At 55.3% G+C, this 15621-nt stretch carries 18 protein-coding genes and 1 tRNA gene; 6 read left to right on the top strand and 13 right to left on the bottom strand.

The features are described from left to right. Positions 1 to 5: 5 nt before the first annotated feature. Both AABB29_RS19630 and AABB29_RS19635 read right to left on the bottom strand, forming a co-directional pair. The gene (locus tag AABB29_RS19630; protein ID WP_341369040.1) at positions 6 to 1493 is read right to left on the bottom strand and encodes a DNA polymerase Y family protein; all 1488 of its coding nucleotides are present in this window, start codon (positions 1491 to 1493) and stop codon (positions 6 to 8) included. After that, positions 1441 to 2139: a hypothetical protein gene (locus tag AABB29_RS19635; protein ID WP_341368911.1), complete on the bottom strand. Its 699-nt coding sequence runs from the start codon at positions 2137 to 2139 to the stop codon at positions 1441 to 1443. The genes AABB29_RS19630 and AABB29_RS19635 overlap by 53 nt, the downstream gene beginning before the upstream one ends. Before the next feature lie 148 nt (positions 2140 to 2287). On the opposite strand from AABB29_RS19635, the gene AABB29_RS19640 reads away from it, so the two are divergent. The 3 genes from AABB29_RS19640 (at position 2288) to AABB29_RS19650 (ending at position 6065) form a co-directional block, all read left to right on the top strand. Then, complete coding sequence (locus AABB29_RS19640) at positions 2288 to 3928, top strand: sulfatase-like hydrolase/transferase (protein WP_341368910.1); 1641 nt, start codon at positions 2288 to 2290, stop codon at positions 3926 to 3928. Positions 3929 to 4148: 220 nt separating this feature from the next. Further along, positions 4149 to 4238: transfer RNA gene (locus AABB29_RS19645), tRNA-Ser, on the top strand. Between the two features lie 93 nt (positions 4239 to 4331). Further along, positions 4332 to 6065 (top strand): site-specific integrase, encoded by a 1734-nt coding sequence (locus AABB29_RS19650; RefSeq protein ID WP_341368909.1) that lies wholly within the window; start codon positions 4332 to 4334, stop codon positions 6063 to 6065. On the opposite strand, the gene AABB29_RS19655 is transcribed toward AABB29_RS19650, so the two are convergent. Beyond that, entirely contained in the window at positions 6066 to 6377 is a 312-nt protein-coding gene (locus AABB29_RS19655; protein ID WP_373636695.1) for a M48 family metallopeptidase, read from the bottom strand. Here AABB29_RS19655 and AABB29_RS19660 point away from each other — a divergent pair. Beyond that, positions 6356 to 7707, top strand: a protein-coding gene (locus tag AABB29_RS19660; protein WP_341365916.1) for an IS3 family transposase whose coding sequence is annotated in 2 segments (ribosomal slippage) — positions 6356 to 6692 and positions 6692 to 7707 — 1353 coding nt in all. Because the reading frame shifts where the segments join, the coding sequence is not laid out codon by codon here. The genes AABB29_RS19655 and AABB29_RS19660 overlap by 22 nt on opposite strands. 35 nt (positions 7708 to 7742) lie before the next feature. On the opposite strand, the gene AABB29_RS19665 is transcribed toward AABB29_RS19660, so the two are convergent. The 3 genes from AABB29_RS19665 to AABB29_RS19675 all read right to left on the bottom strand — a co-directional run bounded on the left by AABB29_RS19665 (position 7743) and on the right by AABB29_RS19675 (position 9532). Next, entirely contained in the window at positions 7743 to 8213 is a 471-nt protein-coding gene (locus tag AABB29_RS19665) for a hypothetical protein (RefSeq protein WP_341368907.1), read from the bottom strand. Between the two features lie 55 nt (positions 8214 to 8268). Then, the gene (locus tag AABB29_RS19670; protein ID WP_341368906.1) at positions 8269 to 8847 is read right to left on the bottom strand and encodes a recombinase family protein; all 579 of its coding nucleotides are present in this window, start codon (positions 8845 to 8847) and stop codon (positions 8269 to 8271) included. A gap of 163 nt (positions 8848 to 9010) precedes the next feature. Then, entirely contained in the window at positions 9011 to 9532 is a 522-nt protein-coding gene (locus AABB29_RS19675; RefSeq protein WP_341368905.1) for a hypothetical protein, read from the bottom strand. Between AABB29_RS19675 and AABB29_RS19680 the strand changes: the two genes are divergently transcribed. After that, positions 9504 to 10163 carry a Crp/Fnr family transcriptional regulator gene (locus tag AABB29_RS19680; protein WP_373636696.1) on the top strand — a complete coding sequence of 220 codons (660 nt, stop codon included), beginning with the start codon at positions 9504 to 9506 and terminating at the stop codon, positions 10161 to 10163. The genes AABB29_RS19675 and AABB29_RS19680 overlap by 29 nt on opposite strands. 29 nt (positions 10164 to 10192) lie before the next feature. On the opposite strand, the gene AABB29_RS19685 is transcribed toward AABB29_RS19680, so the two are convergent. The 6 genes from AABB29_RS19685 to AABB29_RS19710 form a co-directional block, all read right to left on the bottom strand. After that, the gene (locus AABB29_RS19685; protein ID WP_341368903.1) at positions 10193 to 10618 is read right to left on the bottom strand and encodes a cytochrome c; all 426 of its coding nucleotides are present in this window, start codon (positions 10616 to 10618) and stop codon (positions 10193 to 10195) included. Continuing rightward, positions 10615 to 11913: a multicopper oxidase family protein gene (locus AABB29_RS19690; RefSeq protein WP_341368902.1), complete on the bottom strand. Its 1299-nt coding sequence runs from the start codon at positions 11911 to 11913 to the stop codon at positions 10615 to 10617. Before AABB29_RS19690 ends, AABB29_RS19685 begins: the two co-directional genes overlap by 4 nt. 8 nt (positions 11914 to 11921) lie before the next feature. Then, the gene (locus tag AABB29_RS19695) at positions 11922 to 12770 is read right to left on the bottom strand and encodes a copper resistance D family protein (protein ID WP_373636697.1); all 849 of its coding nucleotides are present in this window, start codon (positions 12768 to 12770) and stop codon (positions 11922 to 11924) included. Positions 12771 to 12772: 2 nt separating this feature from the next. Then, positions 12773 to 13114, bottom strand: coding sequence for a copper resistance CopC family protein (locus AABB29_RS19700; protein ID WP_014874026.1), 342 nt, complete (start codon positions 13112 to 13114; stop codon positions 12773 to 12775). A 27-nt stretch (positions 13115 to 13141) separates the two neighbouring features. Next, positions 13142 to 13576 carry a cytochrome c gene (locus AABB29_RS19705; RefSeq protein WP_044040526.1) on the bottom strand — a complete coding sequence of 145 codons (435 nt, stop codon included), beginning with the start codon at positions 13574 to 13576 and terminating at the stop codon, positions 13142 to 13144. 73 nt (positions 13577 to 13649) lie between these two features. Continuing rightward, positions 13650 to 14399 (bottom strand): glutaredoxin, encoded by a 750-nt coding sequence (locus tag AABB29_RS19710; RefSeq protein WP_341369039.1) that lies wholly within the window; start codon positions 14397 to 14399, stop codon positions 13650 to 13652. Between the two features lie 109 nt (positions 14400 to 14508). Here AABB29_RS19710 and cueR point away from each other — a divergent pair, with 109 nt between their 5' ends. Beyond that, the gene (cueR, locus tag AABB29_RS19715; protein WP_341368899.1) at positions 14509 to 14892 is read left to right on the top strand and encodes a Cu(I)-responsive transcriptional regulator; all 384 of its coding nucleotides are present in this window, start codon (positions 14509 to 14511) and stop codon (positions 14890 to 14892) included. 69 nt (positions 14893 to 14961) lie between these two features. On the opposite strand, the gene AABB29_RS19720 is transcribed toward cueR, so the two are convergent. Then, on the bottom strand, positions 14962 to 15513 hold the full coding sequence (locus AABB29_RS19720) for a PEMT/PEM2 methyltransferase family protein (RefSeq protein WP_341368898.1): 552 nt from the start codon (positions 15511 to 15513) through the stop codon (positions 14962 to 14964). Positions 15514 to 15621 lie beyond the last annotated feature (108 nt).

Raw genomic sequence — 15621 nt, forward strand, 5'->3', positions numbered from 1 at the left:
CCCGATCATGCAAAACACCCATGCACAAACCAGCGCGGATCGCCCCCGCGCCCATCCTCATGCAGGCCTTCGCGGTACAGCCAAATACGCTGGCCCATCTGGTTTTCCACCTTGAAATAGTCGCGCAACCTTGTGCCGGGCCGGTCCTTCCACCACTCAGGCGCAATCCGTTCGGGGCCCGCATAGCAGACCACCCGATGCGTCTGCCATCGCCAGACAAACTGCGCAGGCGGGCCTTCGGGCACGGCATAAAGCACGCGGACCTCTTCGGGGTGATCAAACAGGCGCAAAGGGCGTTCTTTCGTCACCACGTCTCCTGTCTCAGCCAAAGCCGCCAAAGCGGCCACCTGTCCCTCGGCCCGTTCGGGGATATGGCTTTCGCGCAGCACGGGTCGCGTCACAGCGCGGGGCCCAAACTTCGCGCTCAGCCGGTCCACCAAACGGGTCAGATGCAGATCATCATCCGATCCCCCATCAAGCCGGTTCTGCCGCTCCTGCATCTCTTCCACACCGCCTGCCTCCAGCGTGATCAGATCAAAACCAAAACCGGGCTTGATCCGCTCCACCTTATCGCGAAAGAGGCTATGCAAATGCCCCGGATTACGGGTGGTGGCCGAAGTCGCCACATCCACATGGCTCACATCCCCATCCGTCCGGTAAACAGTCAGATGCAGGCGGCGGCACCCTTGGCCTGCTTGCTTCAAAGCCGCGCACAAGTTTTCACACAGCTCCGGCAAGTAAGGCGTGGGGTCAAAGATCGGCTCAGCCAATCGGCTTTGCACCCGGAACCGGGGCTTGGCATCAACACTGGCGACAGGCTCGGCCAGTTTGCCAAAAGCCTGATCCAAACGCATAAGCGGATTAGAATTCAACTCCGCCTTCACAAACCGGCGGGTCAGCGACAGGCGCGGCACATCCATGACCGCCCCGATGGTTTTCAATCCCAAGCGACGCAGCAAAAGCACCGTATCTGCATCCAAGCGCAGCGCTTTGACCGGCAAAGCGCCCAGTTTGATCGCCACATCATCCGGCCCGCTGATCGACCGGACCGGTCCAAAGCGCGCCAAAGCCCAGGCCGCCCCCCATGTGGGGGCCACGGCCAATTGTGCGGTCAGCCCCAGCAGGGACAATTGCGTCTCCATCTCAACCAGCATCGCAGCTTCGCCGCCCAGCAGATGATCCGACCCGGTTGTATCCAGGATCAGCCCATCTGTCCCGTCCCGCACAGTCCAGGGGCACCAACGCCGGGCCCAGAGAACCAGCCGGTCTAAGGCGGCGATATCACCTGCGGGGTCGGCATATTCCACCTGTAATTCAGGGCAGATCGCGCGCATATCCACCACCCGTGCACCCGGATGAATACCATTTTGCCGGGCCATCCGATTGGCTGCATGCACGACAGGGCCATGGTGCCCTTCGCGGGCCAGCACCAGCGGGATATCATCCGGCGGCGCGTTGCCCTGCCGCTCCACCACGCGGCTCCAACGCTCCATCGCGAACTGGGGCAGACAGATCGAGGTGATCCGCCGCCCGGTCATATTGCCCAACCCATTGGCCCGGTTTCGCACGGCGCGACCGGAACAGATCGAGCGACCAACGCGGCTGCCCCGGCGCTTGGGCGTCGTGCGGATGTGCGGCGGATGGCATCGCCGCAATGCGCCACCGGTCGCGCGCCGCGCTGAGATTGGCCGTGCCCGCCCGCCGGATCAGCCAGCAAGGCACATCGGCCGCCTCTGCCCGGATCGCAAGCCGCTTGGTCGCGGTGAAATCCAAAGCCGGTGGATCGCCCCAAATTTCGCCCACAACAGCACCCAATGCGCGACAGCGCAGCCCATCCTCCATGGCCCACAACACATCCGCAGCACGGGACAGATCGACCATGATGAGCGGGCGTTTGGTGCCAATGCCCGCCAAATAGGGGCGCCCGGCCTCTTTGCGCGACAGCCTGTCTTGGACCCACAGGATCGGGGCATCGGTCCGGGGCAAGCGCGACAGAACAAAGCCCATGGCCGCAGCATCGGTGGCAGCGCCCGCAAAGGCCTCGGCCAAAGTGTTGGTGGCCGTATCGGGCGATACCCCCTGCCCGGCCAGACCTTTGTTTACCCGTAACGCACCCATACACGACACATCGAATCCCATTTAATGTTCACTATTTGTTCTAATTCCTGCAGCGCCTTTCGTCAAATCATCCTTTCCATTCCCTGACGGGCCGTCCCATAAGTATCTGGGAATAAAACCATCTGCCCAGACGTAACCCTGACATCGCCCCACCCAACAGGATGCACCCATGAACATTCTTTTCATCATGTATGACCAACTCCGCTTTGATTACCTCAGCTGTGCGGGGCATCCGCATTTGCATACTCCGAATTTTGACCGGGTCGCAGCGCAAGGAGTACGGTTCACCAACGCCTACGTGCAATCGCCGATCTGCGGATCCAGCCGGATGTCGTATTACACCGGACGTTACCCCTCCAGCCATGGTGCCCAGTGGAACAATTATCCACTGCGTGTGGGTGAGCAAACCATGGGCGATCATCTGCGCAAGGCCGGCATGGATTGCTGGCTGATAGGCAAGACCCATATGCATGCGGACAAAGAAGGCATGGAACGCCTCGGGCTCGACCCGGACAGCGTGATCGGCGCGCGGCAGGCGGAATGCGGATTTGACGTCTGGATCCGGGATGATGGACTTTGGGCGCAAGGACCTGCAGGGTTCTACGACGAAAAACGGTCGCCCTATAATGTATATCTGAAGACAAAGGGCTATCCGGCCGAAAACCCATGGGCAGACCACGCCAATGCGGGCGTCAAACCGGTGAACCGGATCGCATCAGGCTGGATGTTTGAAAACGCGGACCGGCCCGCAAATATCCATGAAGAGGACTCTGAGACCGCCTGGCTGACCACCAAGACCATCGAGTTCATGCAGCAGGCCAAAGACCCATGGTGCGCGCATGTCAGCTATATCAAGCCGCATTGGCCCTATATCGTCCCCGCCCCTTATCACAATATGTACGGGCCCGAACATGTCCCGCCCGCGCTGCGCGACAACCGCGAACGCGACAATGCGCATCCGGTTTTTGACGGCTATATGAACAACAAAGTTGGACAAGCCTTTCAGCGAGACGACACGCGGCAAAAGGTGATCCCGGCCTATATGGGGCTGATCAAACAATGCGACGATCATCTGGGGCGAATACTAGACCATCTGGAAGAAACCGGCGCGATGAAAGACACAATGATCGTGCTCACCTCAGATCATGGGGATTATCTGGGCGATCACTGGATGGGTGAGAAATCACTCTTCCACGATCAATCCGCCAAAGTGCCCATGATCATCTATGACCCACGCGACCGGGCCAATAGCACCCGCGGGAAAACCTGCGACGCCTTGGTCGAAAGCCTGGATATAACGGCCACATTTATCGAGGCCGCAGGCGGCGAAGTGCCCGGCCACATCGTCGAAGGACGCTCGCTCCAGCCTTGGCTAGACGGGGACAGCCCGGCATGGCGTGAATTCCTGATCAGCGAGTTTGACTATTCTGCAACACCCCTTGCCGAAGATCTGAGCATCGCCCCACGCGATTGCCGCCTGTTCATGGTGTTTGATGGGCGCTGGAAGATGATGCACGCCGAAGGCGGCTTCCGTCCCATGTTGTTCGATCTACAAACGGACCCGGAAGAATTTATCGATCTGGCCAAGACCCACGGGTTCTCGGATCAGCTTGACCGCCTTTACGGCTATCTGGCCCGCTGGGGACGACGGATGTCACAAAGGGTGACCAAATCCGATCAAGACATCATCGACATGCGCGGGAAAGCCGGATTGAAAGGCGTGCTACCATTTATGTACGACGGCGAAGAAGTGCCCCGCGCCTTAACCCAATACTACCGTGGAGAGGCACCGGAACTGCCCGAGAAATAGTACTATTGACGGCGGCAGAGGGCCCGAACTGCACTTTGCCGCCGCTCAGCCATTCGCCAATATCGCCCCCAAACAAAGCTCGCGCTCAAGCCCGATGTAGCGCGGTTTTCGCGACATCAGGAAACATTTGGACGCATGACGCCCCCCAAAAGCAAACAAACCGGCCTACCCGTCAAATTCCACTTGTGAACGCAGGAATATTCCTGCTAGACGCAGCCTTGGAGACGTGGCCGAGTGGTCGAAGGCGCTCCCCTGCTAAGGGAGTAGGCGGGAAACCGTCTCGAGGGTTCGAATCCCTTCGTCTCCGCCACCCACACTTTTAATCCTTGTTTTTCAGATCGATACTGCAAAACAAGGCTTTGTGCAACTTGCACTGCTACAATAGGCTGCTACAGTAGCCCTCATGAATCCACGTGTATCAGTCCCCAAAATATTCCTGCGTGGCAACAAGTGGTATGTCCGTGTGCAGGTGCCAAAGTCGATGCAGGAACGCCTGCGACGCAAGGAATACTGGGTTTCGTTACGAACATCTGATCGTGCCGAAGCATTGCAACATGCAACCGCCGCCACTCAGAAGAAGCGCCGTGAGATATCTGCGGTGTATCGTAGGCTGAGCGCCATCAAGGAAACACTTCACGAACTAGATACTGATCAGCAGATTGCGTTGGGACGAGAAGCCTATGCTATCCACATTCGTGGTGGCGCTGATCTGGTCGCAGAGTTTGAGAGCAGTGGCTTCGACTGCCTGAAGTCATTTACCGAGGCACGTTCCGAAACCGTAGATGATATGATTGTGAGGTTGCGATTGGCGCGATTTGATACCCCGCACATTCGAACAATGGCGCTCACCTTGATGGAAGAGAACGGTATCAGGTTGCCAGAGGGGTCTTTGGCCTTTCAGCAGCTATTGGAAATCTGCGCTACTACTTTCATTGAGGCCAAGAGAAATGAATTGGCCTTGTTGAAAGGTCGTGCAGTGCATGATGCCCCCAATCCGCACTACGTCGATACGGTTACAGGTGGACCGAAGGAATACATCTCCCTTGGTGACCAGCTTGCCATGCCGCCTGAACCAACGCCGAGCCTAACCGCGTTGATGGAGAAATTCTTGGATAACCCGACTAAGCTGCGGACCGACAAGACGAAGAAGTCCATCAGGGGCTATTTGGGAGTAGTATTTCAAATCCTTGGTGACGACACGCCAGTCGATGAGATTACCGAAGCGGATTGCGAACGGGTGCGTGATCTTATCGCCAGGCTCCCACCAAACTTCATGAAGCTCCCCGACGCTGACAAGCACACCTTGGACGAACTCGCCGATGTTGCAGAACGCAAGAAGATGGCAAAGCTATCACCAACAGGTGTGAACAACTACCTACGCTGGTTGCTGACCTTCCTGGCATATTTCCACCGCAAGGGAATGATGAATCGGATGCCAACGGCCTATGCTGAGATCAAAGTGGCCGACCCTGTGCGAAAACAGGATAAGCGAGAAGCATTCTCCAACGATCAGTTGAACATCATCTTTCGCAGTCGGGTGTATCAGGACCACGAACGTGAAAGCAGCCTGTTCTGGGTGCCTCTGATCGCACTTTGGAATGGTATGCGGTCGAACGAAATCTGCCAGTTGGATGTGGCGGATATCAAACTAGAAGAAAATGTCTGGGGCTTTGATGTCACGCACATTAGCACCACGGGTGATGACGACAAGTCTGTGAAGACTAGCAGTTCGATCCGATTTGTCCCAATGCACCCACGATTGATTGATTTTGGTCTGTTGGATTTCCATGCAGCGCGTCCAAAGGATGCAAAGCTGTTCGGTGACATCACCCGTGGTGTTGATGGTTATTATTCGACCAACTTCAGCAAGAAGGTTAACCGCTACCTCAAAAAGATCGGCGCACACGGGCCGAAGCACAAATTTCATTCCTTCCGTCACAACTTCCGCGATGCGTTGCGAAGAGGCCGTGTGGATCGTGAGATCGGCAAGGCACTCGGTGGTTGGACAGGTGGAAACACCGATGCGTTCGACATCTACGGTAATGGATTCGAGGTGGGTGAACTCTGCAATGAGATCGCTCTAGTGGACTATCCCCAAGTGGATTGGTCGGTCATTAGGAATACTCAGCCAATCTGATCAATCCGTCAGCAACACCTCGACCAACCCATCGAGGTGATGCTTGGCCTTTCGCCAGTCACCAGCATGTGCATCGATCAACCTCCAGAACTCTGTTCCGTGGTCGTGATGTTTGAGGTGGGCAAGTTCATGCACTAGCACATAGTCGATGCAGGCACGGGGGGCTTTGATCAGGTGCGGGTTCAAGATGATCTCACCTGCGGGTTGTCTGACGTCAGCGCCTATGGGACAGTTTAGGCCGATTTGATAAGGGAGGGTTTCTGGCACATCGTAACCACCAAGGAGTGGAGATGAGACAGAAACCCGGAACACGTAAGAGCCACGGTGATAAGGTCGTCAAAGACATCCGCCGTGCGACGCGCAAACAGTATTCCGCCGAAGAGAAGATTAGGATCGTGCTGGACGGCCTTAAGGGTGAGGACAGCATTGCCGAGCTTTGCCGTCGAGAGGGCATTGCTCAGAGCCTGTATTATAGCTGGTCCAAAGAGTTCCTTGAAGCGGGCAAGAAGCGTCTGGCTGGCGACACGGCCCGTGCAGCGACGTCGACCGAAGTCAAAGACCTTCGTCGGGAATCCCGTGATTTGAAAGAGGTCGTCGCTGAACAAGCCCTGGAGCTACGGCTGCTCAAAAAAAGCATGCTCGGGGATGGGGAGGACGACGAATGAGGTACCCCGCATCTGAGAAACTGGAGATCATTCGCCTGGTCGAAGGCTCGCATCTCCCGATCAAGCGAACCCTGGACAAGCTGGGGATTCCCAGGACCACCTTCTACCGCTGGTACGACCGGTATATGTCAGGTGGCCCCGAGGCGCTTGACGATCGTAGTCCGATACCGTCACGGGTCTGGAACCGCATTCCCGAGCCCATTCGAGAGAAGATCAGGGACCTGGCTTTGCAGGAAAGCGACCTGTCTCCGCGCGAGTTGGCCGTTCAGTTTACTGATACAGAAAAGTATTTTGTGTCAGAGGCTTCCGTATATCGCATCCTCAAGTCTTATGATCTGATCACCAGCCCGGCCTATGTGGTTCTGTCAGCCGCCGACGAGTTCAAAGAAAAGACAACGCGTCCCAACGAGCTATGGCAAACCGACTTCACATATCTGAAGGTCATCGGATGGGGCTGGTTCTATCTCAGCACTATCCTCGATGATTACAGCCGCTACATCATCGCCTGGAAGCTCTGCACAACGATGAAGGCCGAAGATGTGACCGATACGCTCGACCTCGCGCTGCAGGCTTCGGGCTGCGATCAGGCGACGGTGCTGCACAAGCCGCGCCTGCTCAGTGACAACGGGTCGAGCTACATCTCGGGCGAACTGGCTGATTGGCTGGAAGATCAGAAGATGGATCATGTTCGAGGTGCGCCATATCACCCGCAAACCCAGGGCAAGATCGAAAGGTGGCATCAAACGCTAAAGAACCGCATTCTGCTTGAAAACTACTACCTGCCCGGTGATCTCAGACAACAGATCGATGCCTTTGTCGATCACTACAACCACCGGCGTTATCACGAAGGCCTGCAGAACCTCACGCCTGCCGATGTCTACTTCGGGCGCGGGGAGACTATTTTGAAACAACGAGAAAGGATCAAGCGAAAGACCATCGAAACGCGACGCTTGCTTCACCGCAAATCCGCCGCATAATCACGACAGCCAGATGCGCCAGACCCTCTCTTAGGTTAGGCAGCCATCTGTCCCAAAATCCCTGACGACGGACAGTTACGGTAGCGATCATCTGATATATGGTTTCCAGGCCAAACCAGATAGGGTGGATCGAATGCCACGATGTCGAACGACATGTCCTGATATGGCAGATCACGAAAGTCGTATGGACGCTCTAGCACTGTTAGCAGATCAGACCCCGTGACGTTCAGATGCGGAGTGCGTTTCCAGAATACTCCACGGCCATAAGTTACATCCGCAATGGTAACATCAGGATCGGCGGCATAAAGCCGTGCTACCTCTCTGATGAGATCAGCGTTACTGCCACGCACCAGTGCCTCAACAGGATCAGTAACGACTTTTCGTCTGCGTCTGTAGTCGGCCTGCTTGCATTTGTTCGAACAGAATTTGCGATCAGCGCGGTTGTCGGCGGATGGGATCGGGGCCTTGCAATGGCGACAAGCAGTAACGGAAAATTGGTCATTCATGCGTTACGGCTACGATCAGTTCACGCAGGTTACAACATCAATCAGTTTCATCTCGTCAAAGAGGGATGTGACGGTCACGAGATGCACCAGGTAGCCATCGATACAAAGTTGGCACAGACACCCCAACCGCAGCCGCTGCGTCCTTCACGGGCGTCCCCGATGCCAGCAACTCACGCACGGCATTGATCTTGTCTTCTGTCATGCGTCGTGGGCGTCCACCGATCCGCCCTTTGGCCCTTGCGGCCTTTAGACCAGCTTGGGTCCTCTCGATCACGAGGTCTCTTTCGAAGGCGGATATTGCACCCATGATATGGAAAAGTAACCGACCGCCAGGCGTCTTCGTGTCGATGGCTTCGGTCAAACTCTGGAACTCGATCCCGTTCTTGTTCAAGCGTTCCATGATCTCGATGAGGTGTGGGAGGCTGCGGGCTACCCTATCAAGCTTATAGACGACCAGCTTGTCGTCCGAGTTCGGGCGAAGGTATGCGAGTGCTTCTGCAAGCACAGGTCTGCCCTTCTTGGCACCTGATGCGGTTTCGGTGAAAATCTTCGCACATCCCGCAGCCTTCAACGCTTCGATTTGGGCGGCGTGGGTCTGTGTGTCCGTACTGATCCGTGCGTAGCCTATGTTCATTGATCCTCCTTCTCGAAACTCATCGACATCATAGCGGGATGAGGCGAAGCTTTCGATAGGGGTAAATGATAAATTCAGCATTAGTGTTCTATGGGCCAGGACTAGCGTCCTGACTGAAGCAAACGAGAACTCGGAATATGACCGTTTGTGAGAAACGAAGCGGTTAGTGTGGCGACCGCCCAGTCGCGATCATGAGATGGTGCTGTTGGTGATGCGCACCGATTGTCATCAATCCAAAGAATCCCAACCCCAGCACCTGGTTTAGCTCTTCATCTGATCCGACCTGGACCAGCATCGATGCGCCATTACCTATTTCCCCAGCGGTGACGGTCCAATCCGACGATCCCTGCAACATCGGGCTATGTGCCAACACCATGCGTCTAATGGACGATGCTACCACATCATCTCCCGTGACCGTGAACGTCACACTCAACTCATCGACCTTTCGCTCAACCGATGCCCTCGTCGTCACGTTGTCCATATCCACGAGGTGATCACGCAGTGCTTTGATATCTACCTGCGCCCAATCCGTGTTTGGATCATCACGCAGCAGGGTGATAATCTCGGCAATCGCTGCGAATTGTGACTGGCCCGTTTCGCTTGGTGACCCAGACGTATGTGCATGTTGTGCCATTGCATTGGATGCAACGAGCATCATGGCTGCTGATAAAAGACCAAGTTTCATTGAACACTCCTATTTCTTGATAACCCTATCCAACTTCACTCTGGCCGCTTATGATCTCAATCATATGATTTCTGATCCTTTCTCCCATCTACCCAGGACTGCGTGTCGCGCAATTGACATGCAAAAAGGTGACGTGCTGTTTCGCGAGGATCAGACAACATCGGGACTTTACCGTGTCGTTTCTGGCTGCGTGACGCTGCAACGCACTGGGCTGGGTGGCGACACCTTGACCCTTCACAGAGCGGTGTCGGGCGGGCTGTTTGCGGAGGCATCAGTCTTCTCAGAGACCTACCATTGCGATGCGATTTGCACTGCGGCTGGCAGCGTCACAAAGATCGCAAAGGCGGATGTCGTTGCAACGATGCAATCCAATCCTGCGTTCTCCGAAGGCTTCACAAGGTTGCTGGCTGTTCAGGTCCAACAGTACCGCGCACATATCGAGTTGCTGGCAATCCCGTCCGCCAAGGACCGCATCTTGGCTGCGGTTCAGGCAGGGTACTTCGATGCTACGGTGATCGAGTTGGCCACCCGAATCAATCTCAGCCATGAAGCCTGTTATCGCGCACTTCGAAGGCTGTGTGATGAGGGGCTTATGGTTCGCGTAGGTCGCGGAAAATATGCGCTGCCATAGCACCCAATGCTTTTCGGGTTGGTGTGCAATCAGTGCGGTGGGTTCCTGCTGGCTTGGACTTCGCGTTCTCGCTCAGACCAAGTTGATCTAATGTAAGCGAGGATATCCCATATCTCGTCATCGGTGAGTGTTTCGCCGAAACCTGGCATCCCGCTATTGAACCCAGTTACCCCCCTGATCTCCAATACAGCAGCGCCACCGAGCTTGGTGTATTCGAACAGCAGTTCATCATCATGGTGCCACGTGTGACCTGTCCCGTCATGCGGCGGGGCTGGAAGCACACCATCGGCGTTCGGGGATTGCCAGTTCGGCTGTCCTTCCAGGTTGGCACCGTGGCACGACGCACATTTATCCGCATACAGGCTTTGCCCGGCAACGATGTCGCGGTGATCCCAGTTGTGATCAGCAGTGGCAGTGGAGGCCAGCGACAGCAAGATTGGGATCACCCACCTCATGCCACATTCACCCATGTGCGCATTCCGCCAACGGCATGGCTGAGCATGTGGCAGTGCAGCAGCCAACGACCAGGGTTGTCGAAGACACAGATGACATCACGGCTTTCACCTGCGTTTACCAAAGTTGTGTCGCGCAGGTCGCCCAAGGTACCATTCTCATCGACTTCATAGAAGTGGTGACCGTGCAGGTGGATGCCATGCGGGAACGAGGTATCGTTTACAAATGTAATCCGTACCGTCTCGCCATTCTGAAATGATCCGAACGGGTCGCCTTGTAGGTCCGAGACGTTGTTGAACGCCCAGATATTGTCGCCATCGTGGCGACCGCCCATTGCACCACCCATCATCGTCAACGTCAAATGTTGCGTGGGATTAGCAGGTGTTGGCAGGTTGGGCGGTGACAGAGCCATGATCTGCCCAACCACCCTATCCGTATTTGTGCCACTCACAGCCAGATCAGCCAATCTATATGGCCCCTGACGGGTCAACATATCAAACCCAACGGGACCAGTGATGTCTACGATCAAGTCGGCCCGTTGTGCGGGTGCGAGGGTAAGCTCGGCCATAGGACGTGGCTCAGATAGAGCCATGCCATCCAAGGCCACGACAGACCCGCTGACGCCGCTGATCGCGACGGGAAAGACTCGGTTAGTGGCGGCGTTGATCAGTCGAAACCTGACCCGATCCCCAGTTTTCACCTGATCTTGGGATAGGAATGCACGGGCGAAATTTCCCATGTAACCGCCATGGGCGACGCTGTGCATGTCAGTGAACTCATCTGATAGGCTGCCATCTTCCTGCATCTGCCAATCTGCCATCAACACAGTGATGTCGTGATCGATATCTGGGGGCGTTTCATCCTCAACAATCAGTGGTCCCATCATGCCACGTGCGACTTGTTCATGAGAAATGTAATGGGAATGATACCAATAAGTGCCTTCGTCTGGCGGTATAAAGCTATAGGTTTTGGTGTCGGAGGGTTCGATCAACTCTTGCGTCAGTATCGGCACACCATCCATCTGGTTTTCCAGCCTGATGCCGTGCCAATGCACTGCGGTGCCTTCTTCAAGATCGTTCTCGACATCGATGTTCACACGCTCACCACGACGCACCCTTAGTTCTGGACCTGGCATTGATCCATTGAAGCCCAGCATGGAAGTCACACCATTTCCATCTGGTAGGATTTGTTGCGTCACCGCTTCGGCCTTCAATCGTAACGTATCTTCGGCTGCGAATGTGGGCATAGGTAAGATCGCGGTGGCTGAAACGGAGGCCAAGAAGTGTCGTCTATTCATGTGGTGCCTCATGTTGGCAGAGTCAGGTGTGTTGTCAAAACAGCGGTCGTGCCAAGCACAGCAAGGATGACCAGCCATTCAACAGATATAGATTTAGAGAGATGGCTTGCAGCGGCTGAATCACCTGCTCGGAGCGCGGGAATGAACCGAAGTTTATTGGCCGCAGCCAACCCCAGCAGAGCACCTATGAGAAGAACCTTGATGATCAATGCTTGCCCGTATCCAGTCCCGATAAGTGCGGTGAACGACCCAACAAGCTGGCAGCCCATGTAACCACCAACCATGATCAGCACGGGGACTGTGACAGTCGCAACAACGCCAAATCGATGCCCCACGTTCGCAGCAATGTTAAAGGTGTCGGGTATCGATGCTAGGCGCTTCAATGGCGTGAGAACGCCGATCCACAGTGCGACGGTCAGCAAATGCAACGTCAAAGCGATGTCGAGCAGCGTCGTGTCTCGGCTAGAGATGTGTCCGACGTGATCGAATGACCAGATCGCCACGACTCCCCCCAGAGCCGAGACCCAAGCTCCAACATGCCCCATGAACAAGCCAGCGATCAACAGACCTAGACCCACCAAACGCAATAGCAATGCCGTACCTACAGGCGTCGTCCATAGCAGGCCCAGCATCTCTGGATCAGTCATACCGCTGAGATCACCCGTCAGGTTGGCTCCGCGTAATGAGAAGGCAAGGATGGTCGCCGCCAACCCAAGAACGGCGAATGCTGCGGCCAAACCACGTGTGCGATCTAGCCGAAACATCAGCGTCGCCATGACAGTGCCAGCCGCAGTCATCACGCCAAGGTAAAGGGCAAATTTCGTGACGATGGCCGCCAGTCCAAGCGTATCAGGCATTGTTATTCGACAGTGAAGCTAAAGCTACCGTTCAGAGCATGGCCATCCACACCAAGCCCACGCCATTCGATCACATAGGTTCCCGCTCCCATGTCGTGCATTGGTAAGGCAAACTCCTGCGTGAAAGCCGTTTGTTCGCCAAGGTCCATGTCCATGCTGTGTGTGTCGGCATGTGTGATCACGACCCGCGTCAGGCGTATGTCACCTTTGAAGCCCATCAAGACTTCGGTCGGCATCTCCGTGACGGTGGCCTCGTTAGCTGGTGTCGTTGCATCGAGGGGCGAGTGCGCCATCGCACCCGTGGCCCAAATCCCGATCATGCCTGCAAGTAGAATAGCTTTCATTGTTGTTTCCAGTCTTGTTGTTTGAGATCAATTGATCCCGTTGGCACGTTGCAGTTCCCGAATGTAGGCGATGATCATCGTGACATCGCCCCTTGTTACCCCCTCAACAGGGGGCATGTCGCCAAACGGCCAATGGTGTCCCCGAACGCCCATAGCGGCGGCCCGTTGGAACGCCTCATCGCCGTGATGGCTTGGTTCATAGATAACGTGGACCAGCGGCGGTGCGACGCCATCTTGGCCCGCAGCGTTCACCCCGTGGCAAGCCGCGCATTTGGCCTCATAAGCGAGTTGCCCGATCTGGGCATTCTGCGACAGCGTGTTAGGCAGCAGGACATTTGCAAGAACTCCGTCTTCCATGGCGATGGCAACGTCGGTTGTTGTGGTGTGGGGTACTGTGGGCCACATCGCGTAGCCCACACCACCTGCAACCAAAATAGCAGCAATAGCGATAGTCGATTTCATTGAAGGCACTGCTCCTCACATCTTTTTGCCATCGCTAAGCCTTCCAGTTGGTGGAGGGTCAAACGCTTTCTTATCACAGCTTTGAGAGCATCCAGATTGCCATACCGATCATCATCAGGTTCTCGGTAAGCGACACGAACCCAAGTGGAACTTTGCTGTCACCGCCGACACAGGCGCACTTGAGTTCGCGTTTGTCGATGTAGACCGCCTTGAACACACTGATCGCGCCGATGCTTGCCACAAACAAAGCGGCTGGTGCAGACAACCAGGTGAGAACGCCCGCCATCATGAGCAGCCCCGCTCCCGTCTCAACGAAAGGATAAACGTAGCCGTAGGGAACCCATCGCTGAGCAAGCAGGTCGTAATTCAGGAACATGGTGGCGAACCGTTCAACATCTTGCAGTTTCTGTAGACCCAACAAGACCATTGAAATCGAGATAAACAACTCAACCGTCCGCCCAGTGAACATGGTGCCAAGGATGAGCCAGGTGACTGCAACAGCCATCAACGCAGCAACCGTGAACAAGGCAACCACGGGCTTATAGGTCGTGGCATCATCAGCCTTGGTGGCTTTCCCAAAGTATGCATTTAGATCGTCGAAGCCACCAATGCGGGTTTCACCAATGAATGTCTGTGGCGTCGTCCTTACATCATGCTTGGCTTTGAACGCATCAACCTCGTCACGGCTGGTGAGGTGGCGATCATCAACTTGATAGCCCTGTCGTTCCAGCAAGTCTTTCGACTTCAATCCGTACGGACACATGTGATCGGTCATCACCATCCGATAGAGGGGCGCAGTTTTGTTGGCGGTATCCTTGGGCATGGTCATTCTTTCCTTACGCAGGTGCGGGCATCCATCCGACTGGACCCTTGAAGCTCATTCAGCATCAACCTAATCTTTCCAGTAACCAGAAGGTCAAGAGGTGAGTTCGGTGAATATTTCTGCTGCATCAAAGGCTGCGGGTCTCCCCGTCAAAACCGTGCGTTACTACGCTGACATTGGCCTCGTTCAGGCTCCGTCGCGTTCTGAAGCAGGGTATCGCACCTATGACGATGCTTCTGTGCGAAAGCTCGTGTTCATCCGAAGATCACGAGAGTTTGGCTTCACCATCGAAGAATGCCGTGAACTTCTCGGACTATACCAGGATCAGGACCGCACCAGTGCAGAAGTGAAACGCATAGCTTCTAAGCGACTGGAAGAGATCGAAGAAAAACAGCGGGAGTTACAGTCTCTGCATGATGAGTTGGCGCATCTGGTGACATCATGCCGTGGTGACCATCGCCCCGATTGTCCGATCATCAATTACCTCGGTTGACCATTGTGATCTCAGCCAAAGCCTTAGGATCTTAGCTGAGATCACAATGGTCAACTAGTCCCTTACGCTTCATAGGAACCTCCTGACCTTGGTAGCGTAATCGGCATATTGCTCACCGTAGGTCCGTCTCAACCAAGGCTCTTCCGCAAATGGTGCTACGATGAGAACCAATACTGACACCAACCCGATCACGAATGCCGAAGGCGATGCTGACATCATGACCCGCCCCAAAACGATCATGATGTCGGATACATATTGCGGGTTACGGGAATACCGATACAGCCCTCCTGTCCGTAGCACGCCAGAAGCACCGCCTGTTTGATCGACGCCAAACTTCATCACTTCCGACCAAACACCCAAATTACCAAGGGCGATCAACGTCCCCCCCAAACCGTATCTGATCGCAGCGGGAATGGCCCAAGAACCCCACTCAATCACACCAACGCCAATCATGGTGCCGAACAGGGTGAACGTTGGCACCCAAACCAAGATCGGTGTCAGTGTTGTATATTGTTTCGGAGGCCAAAGTCGGCGTTCGGGATAAGCGATGGACCAGACAATCGCAGCCAAGGTCCCGAACGCAATAACGATTCCTATGGATGTAAACAGAACGACCATCATGTTGCCCCATGGATGTGCTGCATTGCATCTCGTCGTTCCCGCAAAGCTTGACGCACGATCTGGAATGCCGACGACAGGAACAACGTCGCCATGATCCCCGCAACTGTC

It is taken from the genome of Yoonia sp. BS5-3 (assembly GCF_038069655.2).
Taxonomy (GTDB): Bacteria; Pseudomonadota; Alphaproteobacteria; order Rhodobacterales; family Rhodobacteraceae; genus Yoonia; species Yoonia phaeophyticola.